Source organism: Arthrobacter gyeryongensis (assembly GCF_039543785.1).
In the GTDB taxonomy this organism is placed as follows: domain Bacteria; phylum Actinomycetota; class Actinomycetes; order Actinomycetales; family Micrococcaceae; genus Arthrobacter; species Arthrobacter gyeryongensis.
This window is the reverse complement of sequence record NZ_BAABKK010000038.1, coordinates 237269-263255: the sequence shown is the minus strand read 5'-3', so window position 1 is coordinate 263255 and position 25987 is coordinate 237269. Positions and strand designations below refer to the sequence as shown.

At 64.6% G+C, this 25987-nt stretch carries 22 protein-coding genes; 15 read left to right on the top strand and 7 right to left on the bottom strand.

The window, feature by feature from the left end:
* Nucleotides 1-58: 58 nt before the first annotated feature.
* On the bottom strand, nucleotides 59-967 hold the full coding sequence (locus ABEA18_RS24015; RefSeq protein ID WP_345453781.1) for a MarR family winged helix-turn-helix transcriptional regulator: 909 nt from the start codon (nucleotides 965-967) through the stop codon (nucleotides 59-61).
* A 244-nt stretch (nucleotides 968-1211) separates the two neighbouring features.
* Between ABEA18_RS24015 and ABEA18_RS24010 the strand changes: the two genes are divergently transcribed.
* Genes ABEA18_RS24010 through ABEA18_RS23960 form a run of 11 tightly spaced genes read left to right on the top strand, consistent with a single transcriptional unit; the run spans nucleotide 1212 to nucleotide 12641 of the window.
* Nucleotides 1212-2282 (top strand): CHAP domain-containing protein, encoded by a 1071-nt coding sequence (locus ABEA18_RS24010; protein ID WP_345453778.1) that lies wholly within the window; start codon nucleotides 1212-1214, stop codon nucleotides 2280-2282.
* A complete protein-coding gene (locus ABEA18_RS24005) occupies nucleotides 2279-2821 on the top strand; it encodes a hypothetical protein (RefSeq protein WP_345453775.1) in 543 nt (180 codons plus the stop codon). Before ABEA18_RS24010 ends, ABEA18_RS24005 begins: the two co-directional genes overlap by 4 nt.
* Before the next feature lie 43 nt (nucleotides 2822-2864).
* Nucleotides 2865-4343: a chromosome partitioning protein ParA gene (locus tag ABEA18_RS24000; RefSeq protein ID WP_345453772.1), complete on the top strand. Its 1479-nt coding sequence runs from the start codon at nucleotides 2865-2867 to the stop codon at nucleotides 4341-4343.
* 29 nt (nucleotides 4344-4372) lie between these two features.
* Nucleotides 4373-4999, top strand: coding sequence for a DUF6668 family protein (locus tag ABEA18_RS23995; protein ID WP_345453769.1), 627 nt, complete (start codon nucleotides 4373-4375; stop codon nucleotides 4997-4999).
* Nucleotides 4996-5265 carry a hypothetical protein gene (locus tag ABEA18_RS23990; protein WP_345453767.1) on the top strand — a complete coding sequence of 90 codons (270 nt, stop codon included), beginning with the start codon at nucleotides 4996-4998 and terminating at the stop codon, nucleotides 5263-5265. The genes ABEA18_RS23995 and ABEA18_RS23990 overlap by 4 nt, the downstream gene beginning before the upstream one ends.
* 27 nt (nucleotides 5266-5292) lie before the next feature.
* On the top strand, nucleotides 5293-6036 hold the full coding sequence (locus ABEA18_RS23985) for a DUF8175 domain-containg protein (RefSeq protein ID WP_345453765.1): 744 nt from the start codon (nucleotides 5293-5295) through the stop codon (nucleotides 6034-6036).
* A 1-nt stretch (nucleotide 6037) separates the two neighbouring features.
* A complete protein-coding gene (locus ABEA18_RS23980; RefSeq protein ID WP_345453763.1) occupies nucleotides 6038-7309 on the top strand; it encodes a TrbL/VirB6 family protein in 1272 nt (423 codons plus the stop codon).
* The gene (locus ABEA18_RS23975) at nucleotides 7296-8804 is read left to right on the top strand and encodes an SCO6880 family protein (protein WP_345453761.1); all 1509 of its coding nucleotides are present in this window, start codon (nucleotides 7296-7298) and stop codon (nucleotides 8802-8804) included. Before ABEA18_RS23980 ends, ABEA18_RS23975 begins: the two co-directional genes overlap by 14 nt.
* Nucleotides 8804-10420: a helicase HerA domain-containing protein gene (locus ABEA18_RS23970; RefSeq protein WP_345453758.1), complete on the top strand. Its 1617-nt coding sequence runs from the start codon at nucleotides 8804-8806 to the stop codon at nucleotides 10418-10420. The genes ABEA18_RS23975 and ABEA18_RS23970 overlap by 1 nt, the downstream gene beginning before the upstream one ends.
* Nucleotides 10417-12186 carry a type IV secretory system conjugative DNA transfer family protein gene (locus ABEA18_RS23965; protein ID WP_345453755.1) on the top strand — a complete coding sequence of 590 codons (1770 nt, stop codon included), beginning with the start codon at nucleotides 10417-10419 and terminating at the stop codon, nucleotides 12184-12186. Before ABEA18_RS23970 ends, ABEA18_RS23965 begins: the two co-directional genes overlap by 4 nt.
* 11 nt (nucleotides 12187-12197) lie before the next feature.
* Nucleotides 12198-12641: a DUF4913 domain-containing protein gene (locus tag ABEA18_RS23960; protein WP_345453752.1), complete on the top strand. Its 444-nt coding sequence runs from the start codon at nucleotides 12198-12200 to the stop codon at nucleotides 12639-12641.
* Between the two features lie 216 nt (nucleotides 12642-12857).
* Here the strand turns inward: ABEA18_RS23960 and ABEA18_RS23955 are convergent, their stop codons facing one another.
* The 6 genes from ABEA18_RS23955 to ABEA18_RS23930 form a co-directional block, all read right to left on the bottom strand.
* A complete protein-coding gene (locus tag ABEA18_RS23955) occupies nucleotides 12858-13262 on the bottom strand; it encodes a hypothetical protein (RefSeq protein ID WP_345453749.1) in 405 nt (134 codons plus the stop codon).
* Between the two features lie 163 nt (nucleotides 13263-13425).
* Nucleotides 13426-14934, bottom strand: coding sequence for an NAD-dependent succinate-semialdehyde dehydrogenase (locus ABEA18_RS23950; RefSeq protein WP_345453746.1), 1509 nt, complete (start codon nucleotides 14932-14934; stop codon nucleotides 13426-13428).
* A gap of 148 nt (nucleotides 14935-15082) precedes the next feature.
* Nucleotides 15083-16036 (bottom strand): alpha/beta hydrolase, encoded by a 954-nt coding sequence (locus ABEA18_RS23945; protein ID WP_345453743.1) that lies wholly within the window; start codon nucleotides 16034-16036, stop codon nucleotides 15083-15085.
* A complete protein-coding gene (locus ABEA18_RS23940) occupies nucleotides 16033-17520 on the bottom strand; it encodes a flavin-containing monooxygenase (RefSeq protein WP_345453740.1) in 1488 nt (495 codons plus the stop codon). Before ABEA18_RS23940 ends, ABEA18_RS23945 begins: the two co-directional genes overlap by 4 nt.
* Nucleotides 17521-17552: 32 nt before the next feature.
* Nucleotides 17553-18704 (bottom strand): alcohol dehydrogenase catalytic domain-containing protein, encoded by a 1152-nt coding sequence (locus tag ABEA18_RS23935; protein ID WP_345453737.1) that lies wholly within the window; start codon nucleotides 18702-18704, stop codon nucleotides 17553-17555.
* 362 nt (nucleotides 18705-19066) lie between these two features.
* Complete coding sequence (locus ABEA18_RS23930) at nucleotides 19067-20506, bottom strand: helix-turn-helix domain-containing protein (protein ID WP_345453734.1); 1440 nt, start codon at nucleotides 20504-20506, stop codon at nucleotides 19067-19069.
* A gap of 123 nt (nucleotides 20507-20629) precedes the next feature.
* Between ABEA18_RS23930 and ABEA18_RS23925 the strand changes: the two genes are divergently transcribed.
* From ABEA18_RS23925 to ABEA18_RS23910, 4 genes are read left to right on the top strand one after another with little or no spacing between them, the layout of a single operon-like run.
* On the top strand, nucleotides 20630-21988 hold the full coding sequence (locus ABEA18_RS23925; protein ID WP_345453731.1) for an aminotransferase class III-fold pyridoxal phosphate-dependent enzyme: 1359 nt from the start codon (nucleotides 20630-20632) through the stop codon (nucleotides 21986-21988).
* A 34-nt stretch (nucleotides 21989-22022) separates the two neighbouring features.
* Nucleotides 22023-23279, top strand: a complete 1257-nt coding sequence (locus ABEA18_RS23920; RefSeq protein ID WP_345453728.1) for a CaiB/BaiF CoA transferase family protein — start codon at nucleotides 22023-22025, stop codon at nucleotides 23277-23279.
* Nucleotides 23263-24465, top strand: coding sequence for an acyl-CoA dehydrogenase family protein (locus ABEA18_RS23915; RefSeq protein WP_345453725.1), 1203 nt, complete (start codon nucleotides 23263-23265; stop codon nucleotides 24463-24465). Before ABEA18_RS23920 ends, ABEA18_RS23915 begins: the two co-directional genes overlap by 17 nt.
* On the top strand, nucleotides 24462-25973 hold the full coding sequence (locus ABEA18_RS23910) for an aldehyde dehydrogenase family protein (RefSeq protein ID WP_345453722.1): 1512 nt from the start codon (nucleotides 24462-24464) through the stop codon (nucleotides 25971-25973). The genes ABEA18_RS23915 and ABEA18_RS23910 overlap by 4 nt, the downstream gene beginning before the upstream one ends.
* Nucleotides 25974-25987 lie beyond the last annotated feature (14 nt).

Sequence of the window (25987 nt, the reverse complement as noted above, 5' to 3'; positions counted from 1 at the left end):
CAGTGCGGGACCCGTGAGAGAGCGCGACGGGGACTCCGTCATACTTACGAGCCACCACTCAGTCCTTTTCGGAAGCGTCCAGTCTTTTCTGGACCAACTCCGCTAAGGCCTGGAGGGCCCCAGCATCCAAGGATCCGCGGCCGCCAAAGCCTGTAACCCCTGCGAGCAACAGAGCGTTCTCGGCCCGCATGTGGTTGTCAATCTCCCGAAGGACCTTTTCGTCGTCCGTCAGAAGATACTCTGCGTTGCCTGTGAGTACTTCCGACAAATGCGCGAGGACGTGGTCACTTACAGGCCCTCCCTGGTCTAAGAGGCTAAACCAGGCCCTGCGTGTCAGCGTTACATCGCGCTGAGCAAGCATGGGACCGTACTTCTCGTAGGCCGTTCGGGCATCACCGGCATCTTTCATATCGATGACCTGGCGCAAGCGGGCTGCCACCACCGTCGAACGGTTGTTCTGTATCTCCTCAAGAGACTGCGCTGACAAGAGGTCAGCGACAGGGCTCTGCTGCGCCCCGAAGCGTTCTTCCAACACACCCGACGGTGCCACGTTGCCCTGGAGTTCGCGCAGCAGGCTCACCAGTGTGCCGGTGCTCTCAACGGGAATATCGGAGATGAAGGACCGTAGGAGAGTGAAATCCGTGGCGACTATAGACGCGGCTGCGGTGGTGCCTTCTGCCGTGAGCGACCACAGGACCTTCCGCTTGTCCTCACCTGAGCCACGCTCGACAAGCCCCTTGGCTACAAGGGAATCCACCGACCGGAATGGATCGCGGTTAAGGAGCAGCATCTGCCCAAGATCCTGCATGGAATGAGGACCGGATTCGTTCAATACCAACAGGATCTCGACCTGGGCACTAGTTAGATCACGAGTGTGTGCATGCTCAAGAACTGCCCGCTCCCACTCCTTCGAGAGTGCCAGGAGTAAATAGCGGAGCTCCGACGGGGCCAGACGGTGTACGGACATAGCTCCCTAGCGTCGGTGAATAAACCTCGCAGTCATTCTAGCCCGCCGGGAAATCATCCTCTCCGGACTCGCATATGGACGGGGGATGTGACTTGCAACAGGTCAATAGCAGTGCTGGCGCTCCGCAGCTAATCATTTGCAGTGCATTTGCACTCTACTGTGCTAAATTGGCTGTATAGCGCGGCACGGTCACGACGCAGCCCAAGGGCTTCGAACATGCAAAGGGAGCGGGGGAGTTGTTCTGATGCAGCGTAGGTCACTTGGCCTGGTGGCACTCCTTGCCATCCCCGGGCTGTTCCTTGGCCTGATCTTCACGATGCTGCTCTTGCTGGCCCCTGCGAAACCGGCGGTGGCCGGCTGCGGTCCGGCTGTTTCCGTTGTCATCGACGCCAACACCAAGGTTGAGGGGTACACCCCGGAACAGCTGAAGAACGCCGCGGCGATCATGGGTGCGGGAAAGCCGCTCGACCTGTCCGTCAAGGGTCAGATGATCAGCGTCATGGTCGCCCTGGGGGAGTCAGGCCTGCGGGTGCTGGATACCGGCGACGGACCCGGCCCGGACTCACGGGGCTTGTTCCAGCAACGCGGCAACGGCGCGTGGGGCTCCTACGCGGACCGAATGAACCCCGCCACCAGCGCGAAGAACTTCATCAAGGCCCTGCAGGCCGTTCCCGGCTGGGAACTCCTCGAGCCGACCATCGCCGCCAACAAGGTCCAGCGCAACGCCGATCCGTACCACTACCAGAAGTACTGGCCCGGGGCGGTCAAACTCGTCCAGGCACTCTCTGACCAAAAGTTCACCCCGGGAGGCAGCGGTTGCGCCCAGTCCGGTACGGGGGATGACTACCCATGGAAAAACTCCCCGACCTGGATGCAGGCAGGGGCGAACAAGGCCAGCACCTCGCCGCTGGACATGTACTACCGCGAGTGCGTGGACTTCGCCCTGTGGCGGGTGAACCAGCAGATGGGATCCACCAGTGCACCGTTCAAGTTCCTCAATGGCACCTTCCGCCCGGACGGACAACGGCTGGGTTCCGCGGTGACGTGGAAGGCCGGCTGGGATGCCAAGGGCTGGCCCACCGGCAGCACACCCCGGGTCGGTGCGGTCGTCTGGTACGCGCCCGGAGCCGGGGGAGCGGACCCGACATTCGGCCACGTCGCGGTCGTCAAAGAGGTCAAGGACAACGGGACCTACGTCGAAGAGGGCTACAACGGCAGCCCGCCCCCGAACGACCACAGCTACTACACCCGGACAGTCACCAACACTGTCCCCTCAGCCTTTCTGTACCTGCCCGCCCAAGAGGAGAACAAGTGAAAAAGCCGCCGACCCTACTGACAGTGCCTCTGCTCACGGCCGCCCTGCCTGCCGTGGCCCTGCTCTGCGTTTCCTGCGCACCGGCAGCGGACACGGCACCGGCAAAATCAGCCGGCTCCACGATCGCGGCGTCCGCGCCCGTTTCGTTGAGTGCCGGCAGCGGTCCCCAGGCGCCCGGAGGAACAGCCCCGGCCGCCACCGGCATCACCTGGGACCAGGTAAGCAAAGACAAAGCCGTCGAAACCGCCCGGAACGCAATGGCCGACTTCGCCCGCCCCGCCGTGGAGGAAAAGCAATGGGCCGACGACCTGGCCCGCTGGCTGACACCACAGGCCACCGCCGACTACTCGGCGGTCGACCCGGCCAACATCCCGGCCAGCCGCGTCACCGGGGCCGCCACCTTGTCCGTCGATGACGCCAACGGCTACGGCGTCACAGCCGCCGTCCCGACCAACGCCGGGACCTACACGGTCCAGCTGCTCCGCACGGGCAAGGACGCCCCGTGGAAGGTCAACCGGCTCACACCGCCAACGTCCTAAACGCCGCACCTCTGCCACCGCACACACGTAAAGGAAGAAGTTCATGGGTACTGCACCAACCGAGGTCCTGGCCTTTCCAAAGATCAGCGCCATCGTCCGCGAAAACCGGACCGCCGAGGTCATCGTCGCCGGGAACTCCCGGATCGTTCCGGCCGGGGAGTCCCTGCAGGAACTGCGCAACAACGCCCTGGCCCTCGTGGTGGGCGAGGCGCAAACACTCCAGCGCCCCGTCAGAGTCCGGATCGAGGATCCCGAAGGGCACGGTGAACTGATCGTGCACCCGGACAACAAGATCGAATCTGTCTCCTATGAAGCCCGCCCCGCCCGCCGCCGGGCGGAAGCTCCCGGAACCACGCCCGGGACGCTCGCCCCGGCCGCGACCGATACGGCCCCGGCTCGTGCACCCCGGCCCGCAGCCACCCCGACCGAGCCCGCAGCAGTCCCCGATGCTGCGGCGCCGGACAGGCAACCGTCGCCGCCCGTCCCCGTCGAATCCGGCACAACGCCGGCACCGGCCCACCCTGTGGAACCGCAGACCGCCACTCTCGCCGGGGAAGCGCCTCCGACCCGGCGGACCCTGAAAGAGACCTCGTTCCTGGTCAGCGCCCCGGTACTGGAACCGGCCACCCAGGGCTGGCGGGGGACACTCACGCGCCTGGGATTCCGGATGGACCCCTCAGCGGAAGAACTCTCCGAGCGAGAGGACATCCGCACCGTCTCCCAGCACTGGCCCGGTCCCCGCACCATCGCCGTGGTCAACCGCAAAGGCGGGGCGAACAAGACCCCCACCGTGGTCATGCTCTCGGCGATCCTCGCCCGCTACAGCGGGGCCGCCACCGTCGCCTGGGACAACAACGAATCCCAGGGCACCCTGGGCTGGCGCACTGAAAAGGGTTCCCACGACCGGAGTGTCCTGGACCTGATCGATTCATCGACCGAGCTTCTCTCACCGGCAACGAACGCCGCGGAAATCGCCAAGTTCGTCCATCACCAGACCGCCGACAAGTTCGATGTCCTGCGCTCGGACGAGAACGAAGAAGGCGACCACGAAGTCACGGCCGAGGAAGTCGATATCGCCCACCAGGTCCTCACCCGTTACTACCGGCTGGTGGTCATGGATTCGGGCAACACCGCCAGGGCAGCGAACTGGCGCCGGATGATCGACCACACCAACCAGCTCGTCGTCCCCGTCACGGCCATCGAAGACCGCGCCGAAGCCGCCCGGCTGACACTGCAGACCCTGGAATCCCGTGGCGGTCACGACGCGGAACTGGCCCGCAACGCCGTCGTCATCGTCTCCGAATCCACCGACGCCAAGCGCAGCATGACCGGGGAAGCCCTCAAGCGGGCCAAGGACGAGGCGCAGCGGATCGCGGACGGCTTTGAACCGTTCGTCCGGGCCGTCGTCCGGATTCCCTACGACCCGGCCCTGGTCAACGGTCCGATCCGCTACGAAGCCCTCCAGCCCGCCACCCGGCGGGCATGGCTGGCAGCAGCAGCCGCCGTCGCCGCCGGCTTCTAAGACACCCCCAGCCCCTGGAAGGAGGAACCATGCACCAGTCCCTGAACCCCTGGATCACCACAGACGCCGCCGACAGTACGGACGAGGAAACACCGGGCACGCACCTGCCCCCGGAGCCGGTGATCACTGCGCCCCTGAAGGGAATGATCGAACCGGACGCAGCAGACCGCCTGGGCCGCCGCACCATGCCAGGCTCCGCAACGGTGTGGATCACCGGCGCCCACGGGGGAGCCGGTGAAAGCCGGATCGCCGCCCTCCTCGACGGGGCACGCGTCACCGATCACTGCTGGCCCGTCCTGCAGGACGGAAGCACACCACGGGTCCTGCTGGCCTGCCGGGCAGACATGCACGGCCTGACAACCGCCAGGAACGCCCTGACCCAATGGGCATCAGGGGCGGCACCGACACTGGATCTGCTCGGCCTCGCCGTCCTTGCAGACGCGCCGGGAAAGACTCCCAAAGGACTCCGCGACTTCGCCGCAATCGTCGGCGGGGGAGCGCCCCGGCTCTGGATCCTGCCCTGGGTAGAGGCCTGGCGGCACGGGGACTCCATAACACCACCGCCGGTCCGCGAGTACCAACGATTCATCACCGACCTGGCCGTCCTGGCTACCGACACCGCACCACGCACCATCAACCGAAAGGTCTCAGCATGAACCCCTTCGTCGTCTTTGACGGAAGCGTCATCCCCAACCCCACCCCGGTCGTCCCGACCGAGGCCGGCGGACTCCTCACGATCCTGAACTGGGCCTCCGGCATCGGCCTCGTCCTGGGCGTCCTGGGCGTCATCATCGTCGGCATCGGCATGGTCATCCAGCTCCAGCGCGGCGAGGGCGCCCAAGCCATCGCCAAACTCGGCTGGGTCCTCCTTGGCTGCATCATCATCACCAGCTCCGCCGGTATCGTCCGCGCCTTCGTCTAAACCAGCACCAACAACGGGAGGTTCACCATGAGCCAGTCAACAGAGAGCACCACCGAAAGCAATCCGTTCACCAAACCCGGTTTCATCCTTGCTGCCGCGCTGGTGGTCGCGCTGATCGCAGCAGCCCTCGTCATCTTCCTGCTCCCCAAAGGGCAGGACAACACCCACGCCGCCTCGACCCCGGCAGAGTCCGGCAGCCCGGCCACATCGAGCCCCAGCGCCTCGGCTATGGCTGGGAAGAGCGTTTGCGGACTGCCTGGCAGCAAAGAAACCGCGCTCGGAGCCGCGCCTAAATCCAAGTGGGAGCTGCTCGGATCCATGGCTGTCCCGACCGACCCGTCAACGGCAGGTCCTGGAACGGTAGGCACGGATGGTCTGAGGTCATGCTTTGCCCAGTCGCCGACGGGAGCTCTCTATGCGACGGCAAACATCTGGGCGGCGTCATTCAACGGCTATGCAAGGCAGGTGTACCTGAAGCTTGCCGCTGACAGCCCCACTCGGGACAAGGCTGTACAAGCGATACAGGAAGGCAAGGACGTCGGCGGGACCTCGCCGAAGGTTCAATTCGCTGGCTTCATCATCCATTCGTACACGCCCACGGCAGCAGTTGTGGAGGTGGCTTTCAAGAGCGCCGATGGCGGATACGGTGCCATCTCGACGTCACTGCTTTGGGAGGGAGGCGACTGGAAACTGGACATGCCAGCCGCAGGTGGGGGCGCAGTGCGACAGATCAGAGACCTGAGCTCCTTCATTCCTTGGGCCGGCGTCTGACATGGCTGATAAAGCATGTGAAGTCTGGGACGTGGCCTGTTGGACCGCACAAGGTGCAGGCAATGTGGCGGCGGGGATTGCAGACGACGCTATCAACAGTCTTGCAAAAGCAATCATGGAGGGCATGAGCCAGATGGTGACAACGCTGTCTACCTTCTGGGTGTCGATGCCCGCCGTGAATCTGGCCAGCCAGGATGGAACGTCGCCGGGCCCGGTCGTCTCCATGGTGAACAGCGAGCTGATGGTCTGGACTCTGACGCTGGCGGTCCTCGCCGTCATTCTCGGTGGCATCCGGATGATCTGGGAACAGCGCGGAGCACCGCTGAAGGACCTGCTGCGGTCCCTGGTCACGCTCGCCCTGGTCACGGGTTTGGGTCTGGGTGTCATCTCGATTCTGGTGATCGCGGCAGATGCTTTCTCGGCCGCCATCATCGAGCGCTCCACGGACGGTAAGGGTTTCGCTGAGTCGATGAAGCTCCTGGTTCTGACCGGCCAGACGGGGGTCGGCGTGTTCATCCTCATTGTCCTGGGCCTGATCGGGTTGCTTGCCTCCCTCGTGCAGATTGTCCTCATGGTGGTGCGCAGCGGCATGCTGGTGATCCTCGCGGGCATCCTGCCCACCACTGCCGCGTTCACAAACACGGAGATGGGCAAGCAGTGGTTCCAGAAAGCTGTCGGCTGGACCATTGCCTTCATCCTCTACAAACCCGCCGCGGCCATTGTCTACTCGGTCGCGTTCCTCCTCATGGGAAACAACAACGGGAAGGACGTCCTGACCGGTTCCATCACGGGCTTCACGCTGATGATCGTTGCCTTGTTCGCGTTGCCGGCACTCATGCGGTTCGTGACCCCGATGGTCGATGCCGTCGCCTCCGGCAGAGGAGAAGGGGCAGGCGCGGCAGTTGCTGCCATGGCCACAGGTGCCGTGTCCCTGGGCGCGGGCGGCAGCGGCAGAGGCAATGCCGCACCAACGCCGGCGAGCACGCACCCCAACCAGCAAGACACGCCTCCCAAGGGCAGCAACGGAACACCTGGCCCGAAGGGAAACCGCGGCCAACCGACGCCAGCGTCGACAAGTCCAGTTGGCCCTGGTGGAGCCACCACAACCGCGCGCACCGCAGGAGCGGCCACGGGAGCGGGCAAGGGAGCAGCAGCAGCTGGTCCCGTAGGAGTCGCAGTCCTTGCAGGAACACAGATAGCCGGCCAGGTTTCGCAGGCCGCACAGCAGACCGCGCAGGATTCAACCGGGGAGGGCCCCAGTGGCAGCAATTAATACCGAGTACAAGGAACCGTCCTACGGCAACTGGCGGGTCCCGCGTTCCGCCGGGCTGGGCAACCTCGGCGCTATCGGCACCGGGATTGTCATGGCCGGGCTGTTGGCCGGGATCATCAGCTTCGCCATCTGGGGTCTGTTCCCGGGCCTGGCCGTCCTGGCCGTGGCCGGGGCCAGCGCCCTCCTGCTGACGGTCAAGGACAAGCACGGCCAGTCCGTTGTGGACCGCTTCGCCACACGGATGAGCTTCCGGATCTCCAGGTCCTCCGGAACGAATCTCTACCGTTCCGGCCCCCTGGGCGTGACGGACTGGGGCATGTACCAGCTGCCGGGGCTTGCGGCGACGTCGACCCTGTACGAGTTCACGGACTCCTACAAGCGTCCGTTCGCGCTGCTGCATGTGCCGGCCACCAGCCACTTCACCGTGATTTTCTCCACCGAACCCGACGGGGCCTCGCTGGTGGACCCGGAGCAGGTTGATGCGTGGGTGGCGAACTGGGGCGGCTGGCTCGCCGGGCTGGCGGACGAGGCCGGCCTGGACGCCGCCGCCGTGACGGTGGAGACTGCCCCGGATTCCGGGTACCGGCTGCGGAACGAAGTGGAAATGAACATCGACCCCGACGCGCCGGCCTTTGCCCAGGCGATTCTGCGCGAGGTCGTCAACACGTACCCGGAAGGATCCGCCACCGTCCGGGCCTGGGTGTCCCTGACGTTCAACGCCTCCCTCCGGGCAGGGTCCAAGAAGCGCACACCCGAAGATGTTGCCCGGGACCTCGCCTCCCGGATCCCGGGCCTCTCGGCCCGGCTGCAGTCCACCGGCGCCGGCATCGCCCGCCCGATGTCAGCGCAGGAACTCTGCGAGGTCGTGCGGATCGCCTACGACCCGCCCGCAGCGCTGATCATCGACGAAGCCCACGCCGCCGGGTCCCCGGTGTCCCTGGCCTGGGGCGAGGTCGGCCCGACCGCGACCCAGGCAGGCTGGGACGACTACCGGCACGACAGCGCCTTCTCGGCCTCCTGGACCATGTCCGGCGCGCCCCGGGGGTCGGTGAACTCCTCGGTCCTGTCCCGGTTGCTGGCCCCGCACGGGGACATTGACCGGAAGCGGATCTCGCTGCTGTACCGTCCGATGGATTCTGCCCGGGCCGCTGCCGTGGTCGAGCGGGACCAGAACAACGCCAACGTCCGCATCACCTCCGGGACCCGGCCCTCCGCCCGTGCCCTGGTCGATGCCCGTTCCGCCGTGCAGACCGCCCAGGAGGAAGCCCAGGGCGCCGGGCTGGTGAACTTCGGGATGGTCGTCACGGCCACCGTCACCGATAAGGAACGCCTCCCCGATGCCGTCGCGGCCATTGAACAGACTTCCGGGACCGCCCGGGTGCTCTTGCGACGCGCTTACGGTGCGCAGGACACCGCGTTCGCGGCCTCCCTGCCATTGGGGCTGGTCCTGCCCAGGCACAGCATGCTGCCCTCCGAAATCAAGGACGCCCTCTAATGGCCCGCATGAAACTCTTCACCCGCCCGTCCAGGAAAGCAGCTGATCCGGCAGCGGTCACGGCGGCGCCGGTGAACGCTGATCCGGCGAAGACCGGGCGGCAGCCCCGGGAGGCCGGGCCGGGTTCCCGGGGCTGGGCCGGGCGCGGCGGGGGCATGGCCGCCCTGGTCCCGTCCGTGACGGAGTACCGGGGAACGACGGTGCAGGTCTGCGGGCTGTGGCCGTTCTCCTCCGGGGCGTCCTCGCCCATGATCGGCGTCCCGCTCGGACGCCACGAGGAAACCCAGGCCACGGTCTGCTGTGACCCGATCAGCTGGTTCCAGCGGGCACGGCTCATTTCCAACCCCTCCGCGTTCATCCTGGGCAAGCCGGGGCTGGGCAAGTCCACCCTGGTCCGGCGCATGTTCCTGGGCCTGTCCGCCCAGGGCGTCCGTCCCCTGGTCCTGGGTGACCTGAAGGGCGAGCACGTCAAGGCGGTCAAGGCCCTCGGCGGGCAGGTCATTTCCCTGGGCCGCGGCGTGGGGTACCTGAACATTCTTGATCCCGGCCAGGCCGTCGAAGCCGCGCAGCTGCTCGAAGACAGCGGCCACCATGAGGACGCCGCCCGGGTCCGCGCCGACGCCCACGGACGCCGCCTGAACATGGTCGTCTCCCTCATCACGATCAGCCGGAACAACCCGCCCACCGATCAGGAACAGACAATCCTGGACCGGGCCCTGCGGGTCCTCGATGACACGTTCGAGGGCATCCCGGTCCTGAAGGACCTCCTGGACGTCATCGTCTCCGCCCCGGATGAGCTGCGCCAGGTCGCCCTGGACCGCGGCGACATCGCCGTCTACCTGCAGGAAACCCGGGCGCTGGAGGCCACCCTGCTGGGCCTGACCGGGGGAGGGAAGCTGGGAGAAATCTTCTCCGCCCAGACCACCAACCCCATGAAACGTGACCGCGCCGTGGTCTTCGATGTCTCCAGCATCGACGAGACCGAGACGGACCTGCAGGCCGCCGTGCTGCTCGCGTGTTGGTCCTACGGCTTCGGAACCGTCAATGTCGCCAACGCCCTGGCAGACGCCGGCCTGGAACCGCGCAGGAACTACTTCGTGGTCCTGGATGAGCTCTGGCGGGCGCTGCGCTCCGGCAAGGGCATGGTGGACCGGGTGGACGCCCTGACCCGTTTGAACCGCTCGGTCGGTGTCGGGCAGATCATGATTTCCCACACCATGTCCGACCTGATGGCACTTCCGGCAGAAGAGGACCGGATGAAGGCCCGCGGATTCGTCGAACGCTCCGGCATGGTGATCTGCGGTGGCCTGCCCGCCTCGGAGATGCCGCAGCTGACCTCCGCGATTCCCCTCTCCCGGCAGGAGCAGCAGAAACTCATCTCCTGGCAGGACCCGCCCGCCTGGGACTCCCGCGGCCTCGACGTCGAACCCCCGGGCCGGGGGAAATTCCTCATCAAGGTCGGCGGCCGCCCGGGAATCCCCGTCCAGATCGGACTCACCTCCATCGAACAAGGCTCCGAAGGCCTCAACGACACGAATACCCGCTGGAACAAACCCGCCCAAACGCTCATGGAGCCTGCCGCTCCGCAGCCGCCCGTGGAAGGAGGAACACCGTGAGTGCACCAAACCGCAAAGGAATGGGCCTCGGAGATGCCCTGCTGGTCTGGTTTGCCATTGGCTTCATCGTCGTCTTCGGCGGCGGCACCTACGCCGCCGTGCACCTGGGCTCCTGGATGGCCGGCATCGCCGCACCCCCAGCCCAACCCATCGATCTGATCGCCGGGCTGGTCAAGGGCCGCGTGCCCTGGCCCGTCCAGTCCACCGTCGCCGCCGCCCTCATGGCCGGCACCGTCCTGGTCCTGGCCGTCGTCGTACTCTTGGCCTGGAAGAAAGGCGCGTCCAAGCGCGCCAGGGTCGATAAGGCCGCGCGGTACCTGGGGCGCGGGAAATCCCTGGCCGCGTTCTCCCCGAAAGGCGCACAAGCCACCGCCGAGCGCCTCGGCGTGAAAGACACCCCCGGCATCGTCGTGGGCAAAGTCGTCTCCACCGGCCAGACGTTCATCCAATCCTGGGAAGACCTCAGCATCGACATCTGGGGGCCCCGGACCGGTAAGTCCACCTCACGGGTCATGCCCGCGATCCTGGACGCACCCGGTGCCGTGGTCTCGACCTCGAACAAGCGCGACGTCGTCGACGGCACCCGCGGCGTCCGGGTCCTGACGGCCCCGGTGTGGGTGTTCGATCCGCAGAAGATCGCCCAGGAAGAACCGGACTGGTGGTGGAACCCGCTCTCCTACGTCACGGACGAAGAGAAGGCCTACAAACTCACCCAGCACTTCGCCGTCGGCTCGCGCCTCCCCGGGTCCAAACCTGATGCCTACTTCGACCCGAAGGCCGAAGACATCCTCTCCTCCTACTTCCTCGCCGCCGCCCTGGGGGAGCTGCCCATCACCCAGGTGTATCTGTGGGTGACCGAGCAGGTCAGCCAGGAACCCATCGAAATCCTCAAAGACCACGACTACGAGCTGCAATACAAGGGCCTGGAGTCCACCCTGAAGCTCGCCGACAAGCAACGCGACGGGATCTTCGGCACCGCCGAGAAAATGATCCAGTGCCTCAAGTCCAGAAACACACTGCGCTGGGTCGCCCCCGCACGCGGCGCCTCCGTGACCACGGATCCCCGCCGCCGGTTCAACCCGCACGACTTCGCCGCCTCACGGGAGACGATCTACATCCTCTCCAAGGAAGGTGCCGGCTCGGCAGCCCCGCTCACCACCGCCCTGACCGTGGCCATCGCCGAGGCCATGGAGGAACGAGCCGAACGCAGCGGCGGCCGCCTGCCCAAACCCGCGCTGTTCGCCCTCGATGAGCTGGCCAACGTCGTCCGCTGGGCCGGACTGCCGGACCAGTTCAGCCACTACGGCTCCAAAGGGCTGATCGTCATGGCCATCCTGCAGTCCTGGTCACAAGGCGTCGAACTCTGGGGCGAGGCAAACATGCGCAAAATCTGGTCCGCCGCCAACGTCAAGGTCTACGGCGGCGGCGTCGCCGAAGAGGGCTTCCTCCGGGCACTCTCGGACCTCATCGGGGACTACAGCTACACCAACATCTCCATCTCCTCCGGCAAAACAGGCTCCAGCCGCTCCCGGCAGGAAGCCAAGGAACGCATCTTCGACGTCTCCAACCTCGCCGAACTCGACCGCGGCCGCGCCGTCGTGCTCGCCTCCGGCGCACCAGCCACCCTCGTCCGGACCCTGCCCTGGTACTCCGGTCCCCACAAGGAAGCCGTCGAAGCGTCCATCAAGACCCACAGCCCCCGGCCCGAAGAACCGGCCGTACCGGCCACGGCCGGGCCGGCGGCCAATCCCTGGGTCACGACGTAAGGGGCTCTGTCATGGACACTAATATCGGACGATTCAGCGCGGCCCCCGACATCGGCGACACGGAGGCAGCTGCCGAAAGGCCGGCGGAAGAGCTGAAGCCACCGGAACTGGTCTACGGCTCAGCCGAGGAGTTCCTCCACGAACAGCTGCTGCCGACCTACGTCCGCGACGTCGACGGCCGCGCCGCCAAATGGTGCCTCGAATGGTACTTCCACCCCGAAGCCCTCTCCCGCGTGGAAGCCCTCTGGCGGGCATGGGAACACCTCAGACTCGACGGCGCCACAGGCATCAGCGTCTGGTGGAAAGATCACGCCGACCACCACATGAACGTCCTCCTGGACCCCCGCGGCCCGTTCTACAAATGCGACATGCAAAAACACCGCGACCCCGAACACCTCGAACCCAAGCGCGCACCGGAAGGCTGGTTCCCAGACGCGCGGATGCTACCAAATTAATAGAGCGGCTCAGGATTGGAGACACGGCGTCGTAATTGGCACACATCAAACTGGACCTCGGCGGGGGCCTGGCCTGCCATACGTCCATACGGCGGCGCGAGGAACAGACCTCATAGACGCGATTAGCAAGGGTGACTTTAAGCCTATGGCTGGGTCAATTCGCGTTGCCCACTGCCGGAAACCGGTGGCCGACGTTTTCTCGGCCTCTTTCCTGACTCAGTCCGTTTCGGGCCCGTTGCAGTAGAAGCAGCCTTCCTCGCAGCCCTCCTGCGGGTCGACGCTGTCCTGGACCGCGAGGGTTGCTCTCGGATGTGCCTGATCGGTCTGCTCGAGGCAGTCAGCAGAAAACGACGCAGGGATCAGATGAAAGGCATCACGGTCGGCAACCAGCGCGCGACCGTGATGCCCGAATGTGGGAGCGCCGAACGAGGCTGCATCCACCCTCCAGTTGGCGGCTGTAGTCCAATTGACGAGCGCGACGCTTCCCAGGCGCACGATCTGACTGGCCGGTTCAGTGGCGGGACCTCCACGACCGACGCCAGGGCAGTCACGTGTCCTTTTTCGGATTGCTTCGACACGCCCATGGGCCGTTGCCTGCTGATGACCAATGCTTTTCATCATGATTCCTTTTTCATGTGACGAACACACGGTGGGATTGCCGGGGACGAGGGTCGATTCGGCGCTGCATGGTTTCGGGCACCACCGGGCCGGTCCGGGCCGGATACCGACGAGGGAACCTCGGCCGGGGAGCTGTCTTCTTCCGAATTCGACCGGACCAGCCCGTCTATATGTTGGCGTAGGGGTTGGCAATGCCGATGTACTGCGTGGTGGTGTATTCGGCGATGCCCTCAGAGCCACCTTCGCGGCCCAGGCCGGATTGCTTCACTCCGCCAAAGGGTGCTGCCGCATTGGAAATGACCCCCGCGTTAAAGCCGACCATGCCGCACTCGATCTGTTCGGCAACGCGCAGCAACTTGTTGAAGTTGCGGCTATAGAGGTAGGAGGCCAGACCGTATTCGCTCGCGTTGGCCAGCCGGATGGCGTCCGCCTCAGTGGTGAAAGTAGTAACCGGGGCGACGGGTCCGAAGATTTCCTGGCGCAGGATGTCCGCGTCATTGGGCACGTTGGCCAGCACCGTGGGCGGGTAGAAATATCCGGGGCCGTCCACCGGTGAGCCGCCGCTAAGCGCGGTGGCTCCAGCAGCGACGGCGGCGGTCACGAGGGCGTGGACGTCGTCGCGGGCACCGGCGTTGATGAGTGGACCGACCTGGGTGCCGGGTTCGGTGCCGCGGCCGGTGGCGAGGGCACCCATGGCGGCGGCGAACTTCCGGGTGAACTCGTCGGCCACGGAATCCTGGACTAGGAAGCGGTTGGCCGCGGTGCAGGCCTCGCCCATGTTGCGCATCTTGGCGGCCATGGCGCCTTCGACGGCCTTGTCCAGGTCGGCGTCCTCGAACACGATGAACGGTGCGTTGCCGCCCAGTTCCATGGAAGTGCGGAGGACGTTGGCTGCGGCGGCGGCCATGAGGCTTTTGCCTACAGGGGTGGAGCCGGTGAAGGAGACCTTGCGCAGCCGCGGATCGGCCAGCAGCGGGGCGGAGATGCCTGAGGCGCTGGCGGAGGGAACGACATTGAGGACCCCTGCGGGCAGGCCGGCATCCAACATGGTCTGGGCGAACAGCTGGGAGGTGAGCGGGGTGAGTTTGGCTGGTTTAAGGACCATGGTGCAGCCGGCAGCGAGTGCGGGGGCGACTTTGCGGGTGGCCATGGCCAGCGGGAAGTTCCAGGGAGTGATGAGCAGGCACGGGCCCACGGGTTTGTGTTGGACCAGGATTTTGTTCTTGCCTTCGGGGGTGGTGAAGTAGCGGCCGTAGTTGCGGACGGATTCCTCGGAGAACCAGCGCAGGAACTCCGCTCCGTAGATTACCTCGCCGCGTGACTCCGCCAGGGGTTTGCCCATTTCCAGGGTCATGAGCAGGGCAAAGTCCCCGGCGCGTTCGGTGACCAGGTCAAAAGCGCGGCGCAGGATATCTGCACGTTCCCGTGGCGCTGTCCGGGCCCAGGAAGCCTGGACGGCGGCGGCCGAGTCAAGCGCAGCGAGAGCGTCCTCGCTGGTTGCCGAGGCGAGGGTGGCAAGCACTTCGCCGGTGGCGGGGTCATGGACGTCAAACGTGGCGCCATCGGACGCCTCCCGCCACTGCCCGCCGATGAGCAGGCCAGTGGGTACGGTGGCGAGGAGCGCGGCCTCACGCTGGCGCGAGACGTTTAGCGAGTCTACGAGGGAAGCAGTCATTGGTTTTCCTAAGGAACGTGGGTGATGGTGATGGCCCGGCAAGCAATTGACGGGCCATCATCATCCTTCGATTGATCAGGTCGATGGCCCCAGCACCGGGGGCCGAGCGCGATGGTCCTGCGTGGGTGCGGGGCGAATCCCATCTCAGTCAGGTTGCGCGGTCCCTGATAAAGCCGGCAATGTCATCGATTGTTTGTTCTCCGCGGGGGATACGTCCTGCTGAGGTGAGCAGTCCGTGGGCGTATCCGGGGAGATGCTGGTATCGGACCTCCGTGCCTGCCCGAGCTAGGGCTGCGGCGTAGCTTGCTCCCTCATCAACCAGCGGGTCGTTGTCCACCGTGATGATGTATGCCGGTGGAAGCCCTGCCGGGAGCTTGGCTAAGGCGGGACTGACGTGGGAGGCCGAGCGGTCAACGGTCTCCGGCAGGTAGTGGTCCGCGAACCATGCGATGGTGTCGGCAACCAGGGGGAACCCCTCGGTGACACGTGCATACGAGGGCGACGACATGGTCAAGTCCACCATGGGGTAGATGAGGACTTGGGCCACGACCGGCAGCGGATCAATCGTGGTGGCGTTCTCGATTGCCAATACCGCGGCCAGCTGGCCGCCTGCACTGTCACCGACCAAGACGGCCTTGGTTACGTCCAGGCCGTGGACCGGAGCTGCGCTGAACAACCAGTCCAGCGCAGTGCGGCTGTCGTCAATCGCTGCTGGATAGCGGTACTCCGGGGCGAGCCGATAGTCCACCGCAACGACCGGCAGACCCGTGAGGGCAGCCAGACGCCGGCACAGCCCGTCATGAGTTGAGAGGCTGCCCATGACCCACCCCCCGCCGTGGAAAAACAGCACAGCGGGGGTGGGGCCTCCGATGGAGCGGGGGTCATAGACCCGCACCTTGAACCCATCCAGGCTGAAGTCTGTGACCGACGCCAGCGGATCACCGCTCAGACCGTTGGCAGCGCAACCGCTCTCGTAGAGCTCGCGCACCTGCTTCACGGAGTAGGAGTGAAACGGGCGCCCACCGGCGGCGCGGAATTTCTGCAGCACCTCTGCAGCGTCCGGTGCTATGGGCCTCCCGCTGAACCGGTCGGTTCTGGTCACTTTTCGGATCCCGATTCGGCCAGCTGCAGGTAATCCTCGAGCTGAAGGTCGTGGGTGTGGGACCGGTATTCTTCGACGGTTCCGGACCAGTTGTTGATGACGCGGCCGTCCTCGTTCTTGTACCAGGAGGAACATTCGGAGGAGAACGCGGACTTCTGGAGTTCTTCCTGAACGTGTGCGTTGAACTTCTCGACTACCGCACGGTCCACCTCCAGGAACCTTGATTCATCGGCTGCGATGTACTGCACAGCTTGTGCGATATAGCGGTGCTGGGCCTCCAGCATGGACACAACCGAGTTGTGGTTGAGGTTGGTGTTGGGCCCGTAAACCAGGAAGAGGTTGGGGAAGTTATCGACGGCGATGCCCAGATATGCTTCCGGCGCATTGCCCCATCGTTCGTCCAAACCGATCCCATCACGTCCTGAAACACGCATGGATCCCATGAAGGCGTGGCTCTTGAACCCGGTGGCATAGATGATGACATCAAACTCGTGCTCGACACCGTCAGCCGTGCGGAGGCCACGGGGAGTGAACTCCGTGATTGCCTCTGTCACGAGTTCGACGTTCTCGCGGGTCAGGGCCGGGTAGAAATCATCGCTCCGCAGGATGCGCTTGCAGCCGAAGTCATAGTCGGGGGTGAGCTTGACCCGCAGCTCAGGGTCGGACACTTGGGTCTCGAGGTGCTGGCGGGCGAGCTCGACTCCTTCGTCGGAAGCTGCGGTGTGACGGCGGGTGCGTTCGAATCCGGCTTCACGGAATTCGTGGATTTGCTGGCGCAGCTGACGGTAGGTGTCCGGGTTTTCCTGGAAACGGGCGCTCTCTTCCTCCGTGAAGATGTACTGGTCCCGGGGAAGGATGTAGTTGGCTGAGCGCTGGAACACGGTCAAGTTCGATGCGATCTTGGCGACCTCGGGCACATACTGAACCGCAGTTGCGGCGGACCCGATGGACGCGACGCGCTTGCCGGTCAGGTCAAGGTCGTGCCGCCACTGGGAGGAATGGAACACCACGCCTTCGAATGTTTCGGCACCGGGGAAATCGGGGATGTTCGGTTCGTTCAACTGGCCCCAGGCAGCCACCACGGAACGGGTCAGGAACTCCGAGCCATCGGCAGTGTGCACGGTCCAAAGGCGGCGGTCCTGGTCCCATTCAGTTGCAGTGATGTTCTGGCCGAAGTGGATGTGCTTGCCGAGTCCGAATTCCTCAACCATGGAACGTAGGTAGCCCTGGAGCTCCTCCTGGCCGGCAAACATCCGGGAAACCTTGAGGTTCAGGAAGTAGCTGTAGCAGTAGACAAGCGCCTGCGTGTCGCATGCGGCCCCGGGATAGGTGTTCTCGCGCCATACACCTCCCACATCGTTGCCGCGCTCGAGAATCAGGAAGTCATCGATGCCTTCCTGGACGAACTGGGCTCCCTGGCCTAGGCCGCCGAAGCCGGCGCCGATGATGATCGCGCTATAAATGTGGTCATTTGTGGAGGTCATGATGTTCTCTCTTCGGAGCTGGAATGTGGGTGTCAGGAAAAGGTAATGATTTGACGCAGTGCGTGGCCGCCGTCGAGCGTGTCCATGGCGCGGTTGATCTCTTCTAGCGTGATGGTGTCTGAAACCAGTCCTTCAACGGCCAGCTGGCCGGATCGCCAGAGCTGTTCGTAGATCGGGATGTCGTGTTCCGGAACGGCAGAACCGAGATAACTACCGACGATGGAACGTCCCTCGGCCGTAAGAGCGAGCGGATCGATGGAGGCCGGCTGGCCAGGCGCCGGCAGGCCGACCGTAACGGTGATTCCCCCGGGCTTTGTAAGGGCGATGGCGGCTTCCAGAGCGCGCGGGTGTCCCGCCGCTTCGATGACGGCGTCAAACTTTTCACCGCGTTCCAAGGCATCAGCGGAGGTCAAGGCGTCAGCGGCACCGAGGTTTCGGGCGGCTTCCAGTTTTGCCGGTAAGGTATCAATCCCGACGACGTGTTCGACCCCGGTGGCGATGGCAGTAATGAGTGCCGCCATGCCTACTCCGCCGAGCCCCACGATGGCTACGCGGGCCGAAGGTGCAGGCTTGGCGACGTTGAGGATAGCTCCTCCGCCGGTGAGCAGTGCGCACCCGAGCAAGGCGGCTATGTGCGCCGGGACGTCCGATCCCACGGGCACCACGGAACGCCGGGAGACCACGGCATGGGTGGCGAATGCGGAGACTCCGAGGTGGTGTTGGATGGGCTGACCTTCGCGGGAAAGTCTACGGTTGCCGCCCAGCAGCGTACCTTCCGTATTGGAAGCGCTGCCCTGCTCGCAAGGCGTTTTGCCGTTGGAGTTGCATCCGGCGCATTCACCGCAGCGGGGGAGGAAGGTCATGACGACGCGCTGGCCCAGGGAGATATCGTGGACGCCCTCGCCCAGTTCCTCCACGATGCCGGCTGCCTCGTGGCCGAGCAGCATCGGGACCGGTCGCGGCCGGTTTCCGTTGACTACGGAAAGATCGGAGTGGCATACGCCAGCCGCCTCGATGCGGACCAGGATCTCGCCCTTGCCTGGACCTTCGAGCTCAAGGTTTTCCACATGGATGGGCCGGGTGTCAGCGTAGGGCCGCTCTGCTCCGATCGCCTCAAGTACCGCCCCGCGTATGGTCCTGGTGGTGGGTGCCTTTGCGATGGTGTTCGTATCTTCGATCGTCACGGTTGTCCTCTCAGGTGGTGCAGTAAGGCTGTGCAGGGGGAGGGAGCGTTTGGCGCTCAGCAACACATGCGTGCTGGCTCGTGGTGCTCTCATCGTTCCTCCTGCAACGGGCGTGCTCATTCCCGACGGGAGTGTTCCTCCGACGACGGACTGTCCATTGAGAGTAGGCAGGCTGGGCGCCCGCGTCACGGTGCGGAAGGTCGATATATACGCTTTCCTTTGTACGAAACGTCAAAAATCGTGCGGGCACGGTTGTGCCATTGGGTTTTATGGATCATGGAGGCGGAATAGGGAGAGCACCTGGCATCAGAGGCGGGGATCCGCTGGAAGCGGTCAACCGTCCCGCGGGCTAGATATGTGCTCTAGTCTTTATGGGTCGCTTGGAAGCGGCCTCTGAGGGCGAGCCAGAGTTGGGCTGCCACGTCGGGGTCATCCAGGTCAGCCCCCAACAATTCCTTCGCCTGGGCGATTCGGTAGCGCACCGAGTTGCGGTGTACGCCTAGTTCGCGACCGGCGGCCTCCCACTGACCGCGGTGGGCAAGGTACGCGCGGACCGTTTCAAGGAGATGGCCGGGGCGTGCCGCCAATTCATCCACCCACTCATCGGCTGGCAGGTCGAGGCCGTGACCAACGCGTATCAGCTGTCCGGCGGGCGCTGAGGCGGCGACTTCGGCGACTTGCGCTCCGATTTCGTGCAGGCGCCGGAGAGGCATCGGGCCACCCCATGCACCGCGGACACCTTTCGGCAGCCTTGGATATGCGCTTGACGCTGACTGCAGCACAAATGTGACACCGGAACGTTCGAGTACCAGGCCGGACAGGGCGGGCTGCATGGTCAGTTGTTCGGCGTCGGGCAGGACGGCGACGAATGCTGTTTCCGGTAGTGGACCGGAGTCCATCTGCTTTGCGAGGAGGCGTGCTGCGTCGTCATGTCCCTCCAGGACCAGCGCCGCGAGCATGCCCTCGGCACGCCGACGCTCGGCCGCAGCGTGTCGCTGTCCGGCTGCCCTGGCGGCCAGGAGCGTGGATGCGGTGAGGAACAAGTGCCGCTCGGCAGCTGCCAGTTGACCGCTTCTGCCCAACGCAAGATACCCGGAGGCCGCCGGACCGTCAGATACCGGGTAGAGGGAAGCAACACCGGATGCCAGTTGTATATTGCCCGTGGCGCCTCGGCGCGCGTTCCGCAGGATGGCAGATTCCCGTGTCAGTTCCGCCAGCAGCCCGGGTGGAAACTCAGCACCGCTGGCGGCGGACGATGGGGTCCCGTCACCTTCAGGCAGGTATGCAACCCAGGTTCCCAGGGCGCGCGACAATTCGCGCACGATCTCCGGTTCCGCGTCATCCTGGGCCGCGGCCCGCGTCAACGCCACCTGAAGTCCTAGCAGAGCAGTGAGTTCAGCTTCGCCCCCTTGCCTGACCAGTTCCCAATAGGCGCGAGATACGGCCAGGAAGGGGGACTCACGGGGAATGGTCAGAAGGGGAAGGCCGGCCTCAACGCAGGCGGCCCGCAGTTCGTCCGGCACCATGGCATGGCCTGAGCCCAGGCCAAGACCCAGGGCAGCGACGCGACCTTCCACCAAGCGTTGCACATAGATTTTAGCGGCGTCTCGACGTGCGTCTCCGTCCAGGCCGGTGAGCTGCAATCCGACCGTGAGGAGAAGCTCGCCTCCATAGAGGAACATCGTGGGATCCTCCAGCTCAGAGACATGCACGCCAGTGAGTTCCACCCGGGGGAGCGGTATGGGCCAGTAGGGCGCCAGGTCACGCTTTGCAGCCTCGACAAGCCTTGCGAGGGTAATCATGGATAAATCATAGGCGACCGGTTTTGTACGCTGAGACGGTACAAGGAATATCTTTGGATGGATTATCCAAAGACACGTCATCGGACTGTCCCTATGGTGGATTTCACCACACGAGGAGGACCTATGACTGTCACACCAGAACTCACAGCAAACCAGGCCAACGATCCGGCCAGCGTTAAAGCCACAGCACGCCGCCTGCTCACCGAGCTCCCCGGACCGCGTTCCCGTGAGCTGGAGACCGAACGCCGCCAGCACGTCACCGACGCATTTGGTGTCACCCTGCCCGTATTCATCGACCACGCGCAGGACGCGCTGCTCGTAGACGTTGATGGAAACCATCTCATCGACTTCGCCTCAGGCATTGCCGTAACTAGCGTTGGCGCCGCGAACCCGAAGGTGGCCAAGCGCGCCGCCGCCCAGCTCGAGCGCTTCACCCACACCTGCTTCATGGTGACCGAATACTCCTCCTTCGTCGAGGTCTGCCGGTGGCTAAATGAGCACACCCCTGGCGACTTCGAGAAGCGGACCGCACTGTTCACCACCGGTGCGGAGGCGGTTGAAAACGCGATCAAAGTCGCCCGGGCAGCCACTCGTCGCCCCAACATTCTCGTCTTCGACGAGGCATACCACGGACGCACGCAGCTCACGATGGCGATGACGGCCAAGGAAAACCCGTACCGACTCAACTTTGGACCACTGCCGGGCTCTGTTTTCCGCGGACCGACCGCCCCCGCCCACACCTCCCCTGACGGGCCGGGGAAGGCGCTTGAGCAGATCGAGGCGCTTCTCGCCGAAAACGGCGCGGAAACCTTCGCGGCCATGGTCATCGAACCGATCCAGGGCGAGGGCGGGTTTATAGTCCAGGCCCCCGGGTTCCTAAAAGGTCTTCGTGAAATCGCTACCCGCCACGGCATCGTGCTGGTCATCGACGAGATCCAGGCCGGCATGGGCCGGACTGGAACGCTGTTCGCGTCCGAGCACGACGGAATCGCCGGGGACATCACACTGACCGCTAAGGCCCTTGGCGGCGGCCTGCCGCTTTCGGCCGCCACTGGCCGTGCCGAGCTTATGAACGCTGTCCACACCGGCGGCCTTGGCGGAACCTATGCCGGCAACCCCGTCGCCTGTGAGGCCGCTCTGGCCGTGTTCGAAATTCTAGAAGACGGCACCCTTTTGGAGAATGCCGTTGCCATCGAAGCCGCGGTGCGTCACCGTCTGGAACCACTCGTCGCACTGGACGGCGTCGCAGACGTTCGAGGCAGGGGTGCAATGATGGCGATCGAGTTCAGCGACGCCTCCGGACCCCGCAAAGACCTCGCCACCACAGCAGCGAAGGCAGCCAATGCCCATGGTGTCCTGACCCTTACCTGCGGAACCAACGGGAATATCATCCGGCTGCTCCCTCCGCTCGGAATCGAAGCCGGCGTCCTTGGCGAGGGCCTTGCGGTGCTGGAGGCATCCATTCGGTCGGTATTGTCATGATTTTCCGGGGACGGTGGACCGGTCGGGGTCAGCCATGAGGTGGGGTGCGGAATCGGGCGCGCCACTTGATGGGATTGTCGTCGCCGACTTCTCGCGCGTGCTTGCCGGTCCGCTCGCGACCATGACCCTGGCTGATCTCGGTGCCCGGGTCATCAAGGTGGAGCGGCCCGGAACCGGGGATGACACCCGGGCGTGGGCGCCACCGTCGTCAAAGACAGGCGCGACTTACTTCGAAAGCGTTAACCGGAATAAGGAATCAGTCACCCTCGATCTGACGGACCCCGGGGACCTGGAGCTTGCCCGGGAACTGGCACGCCGCTCCGACGTCTTGGTGGAGAACTTCAAACCCGGCGGGCTCGCCAAACTGGGCCTGGGATATGAGGTGCTGGCCGAGGAGAACCCCGGCCTGGTGTACGCATCAATTTCGGGCTTCGGCGCCGAAGGCGGCCGTGATCTGCCCGGGTACGACTTCATAGTCCAGGCTGTCGGCGGACTGATGAGTATTACCGGCGACCCGCAAGGCGACGCTTACAAAGTAGGCGTCGCCTTGGTCGATGTACTGACAGCGAAAGATGCCACGATCGGTATCCTCGCCGCCCTTTCAGAGCGCAAGTCAACGGGTCGCGGCAGGCGGGTCGAGGTCAATCTCCTCTCAAGCCTGCAGGGCGCTCTAGCCAACCAAGCTCAGGCGTACCTCGGAGCCGGTGTTACTCCTACGCGACTGGGCAACGATCACCCGTCCATCGTCCCGTACCAGCTTCTTGCCACAAGTGATGGCCCGCTGGCCGTTGCCGTGGGAAACGACTCACAGTTCGCCAGGCTCTGCCTCGCGATCGGCAATCCGGAACTGGCCGCTGATCCCCGGTTTGTCACCAACTCAGCGCGGGTCAAGCACCGCCGGGAACTTGTCCAGCTGCTGGAGGACGGGCTCGCACGCGCCGGAGCGACGGAATGGCAGGACCGGCTCGTTTCTGCGGGAGTACCCGCCGGCCGCGTGGCCGGCATAGGAGAAGGCATTGCGTACGCCGAAACATTGGGTCTGGAACCGACAATCCAAGTCCATGACAGAGACGGGAACGTTACCGGCCGCCAAATCCGCCATCCGATCACCTGGACGCCGGCACTGCCACCGCGCACCCAAGCCCCACCCGCCCTCGGCGAGCACACCGAAGAGGTGCTGGAGTGGCTGCACCAGGACGACAGCAAGACGTGTACATACACCCCTCAAAGCGCTCCCATTCCCAAAGACACTTATGCCCAGGAGGGACCACATCATGACTCTCGCCCCTAGTCCCGTCGACACCGAGGCCACGACTACGCCCGACCCCTCGGACCTGATCTCCTTCGACACTCTCCTCACGGCCGAGGAAATCGCACTGCGCAACCGGGTCCGGAGCTACGTTCGGGAGGAGATCAAGCCGAACATCGCCACCTGGTACGAAGAGGCCAGGTTCCCGTTGGAAATCGTGCCTGATCTCGCGAAACTCGGCCTGCTCGGAATGCATTTAAAGGGTTACGGCTGCGCCGGGGGAACCGCAGTGGACTACGGGCTGGCCGCTGCCGAACTCGAGGCCGGTGACTCAGGCATACGCACCTTCGTCTCTGTCCAGGGCTCTCTGGCCATGTCTGCCATCTCCAAGCACGGCTCTGAGGAGCAGAAGCAGGAGTGGCTTCCCCAGATGGCCGCCGGTACGGCCATCGGATGCTTTGGCCTCACCGAACCCACAGCCGGTTCGGACCCCTCTGCCATGGCCACGTTTGCCCGCCGCGACGGCAGGGACTGGATACTGACCGGCACCAAACGGTGGATCGGACTCGCCAACGTGGCCCAGGTGGCAGTGATCTGGGCCCAAACGGACACTGGCGTATGCGGCTTCGTCGTACCAACCAAAACTCCGGGCTTCACCGCCACACCGATCGAGCCAAAGCTGTCAATGCGTGCTTCTGTTCAGTGTGAAATCACCCTGAATGACGTACGTCTGCCTGCCGACGCGGTCCTGCCGAATGTCACTGGCCTCCGCGGCCCTTTCGCCTGCCTCAACGAGGCACGTTATGGCATTGCCTGGGGCACCATGGGAGCCGCGCGTGACGCCTTCGAAGATGCCCTGGACTACTCCAGGCATCGGCTGCAGTTCGACCGGCCATTGGCGGGCTATCAGTTGACTCAGCAGAAGCTCGTGAACATGGCACTCGAGATCAACAAGGGTTTCCTTCTTGCTTTGCACCTGGGCCGGCTTAAGGATGCCGGCAAGCTGCAAAATCATCAGATTAGCGTGGGCAAGCTGAACAACTGCCGCGAAGCGATCGAAATCTGCCGTGAAGCACGCACTATCCTCGGCGGCAATGGGATAACTCTCGAACACTCGCCCCTTCGCCACGCGAACAACCTTGAATCCGTTCGTACCTACGAAGGCACTGACGAGGTCCACACCCTCATCCTTGGCCAGAAGCTAACAGGCATAGGAGCCTTTCGGTGAGTCCCGCCCTTGAGATGCCGGCCACGTCAGGCACCGCCCCCGGTGGGACAGGGACGGTGCCGCTCCGCCTCCTCATAGACGGAGACTGGGTGCCTGGCAACGGCAACCACCTCACCTCAGTCAATCCCAGCAACCCTGACGAGGTAGTTGCCGAAGGCGGCACCGCCGTCCTTGCGCATCTCGACAGGGCCGTCCTGGCAGCGCGCGCCTCACAACGGGCATGGAACCGCACCCCGATCCACGAACGCGGCGCCGTCCTGTCGCGGGGCGCCGCAGCCCTCGAGTCGCAAGCCGACGCACTTGGCCTCGAAGTTTCCCGCGAAGAAGGCAAGACCCTCACCGAGGGAAGGGCAGAGGTGCTGCGCGCAGCTCAAATCCTGCGCTACTTCGCCGCAGAGGGCGACCGCGTGGCCGGGGAGCACTTTGCTTCGCCGCGGGCCGGGGAACGTATTATCGTAACTCGCAAGCCGCTGGGCGTAGTCGGCATCATCACCCCGTTCAATTTTCCGATCGCCATCCCGGCATGGAAGATCGCTCCCGCACTGGTGCACGGTAACGCGGTGGTGTGGAAGCCGGCTTCCACCGTCCCGCTTCTCGCCATGCGCCTTGCCGAAGCACTCGTCGCCGCAGGGCTGCCCGCGGGGCTGCTTAACCTCGTCGTTGGTCCCGGCCCACTCGGAACTGCTCTTGTTCAGAGCCCTGGCGTGGACGCCATGTCCTTTACCGGCTCCTCAGGGGTCGGACGTGCACTGGCGGCCCAAGCCGCCGTCCGAGGAATTCCCATGCAAGGCGAAATGGGAGGCAAGAACGCGGCGCTGGTTCTGGACGATGCTGACCTGGATCTGGCCTCGGAGCAGGTGCTGTTCGGGGCGTTCCGCTCCACCGGACAGAAATGTACCGCAACTTCACGGCTCATTCTCGCGGACTCCATCGCCGACGAATTCCTGGAGCGCCTCACGCTCCGGCTCAGCGGCTGGCTGACCGGGGACCCTGTTGACCCAGACATACAGATGGGGCCCGTGATCAACGAGGCGGCACGCAGGTCCATCACGAGCGGAATCAACGCAGCCGTAAAAGCCGGTGCTGTCGCCATCGCCGGAACATCTGCCGAGAATCCCTTTGCCGGTACTCCCGGCGCCTTCATCGCACCGACCGTACTGGAGCTCCCCACTGGTCAGGCCGGGTCTACCAACATCGCCTGGCGAGAAGAATTTTTCGGCCCCGTCCTGGCAGTCCGCCGTGCCGCGACGACCGAGGAGGCATTCGGATTGGCCGACGAGTCCGACTTCGGCCTGTCCGCAGCATTGTTCACCCGTGACCTTGCGACAGTGCTGGAAGCAGTCGACGCCCTCGATGTGGGCATCCTTCACCTCAACTCGGAATCTGCTGGTTCGGATCCTCATGTGCCGTTCGGCGGAACAAAGAAGAGCAGCCTCGGCCCTAAGGAACAGGGTGGCGCTGCCAAAGACTTCTACACACACACGACAACGGTCTACCTCCGCGGGTAGGAACAGAAACAGGC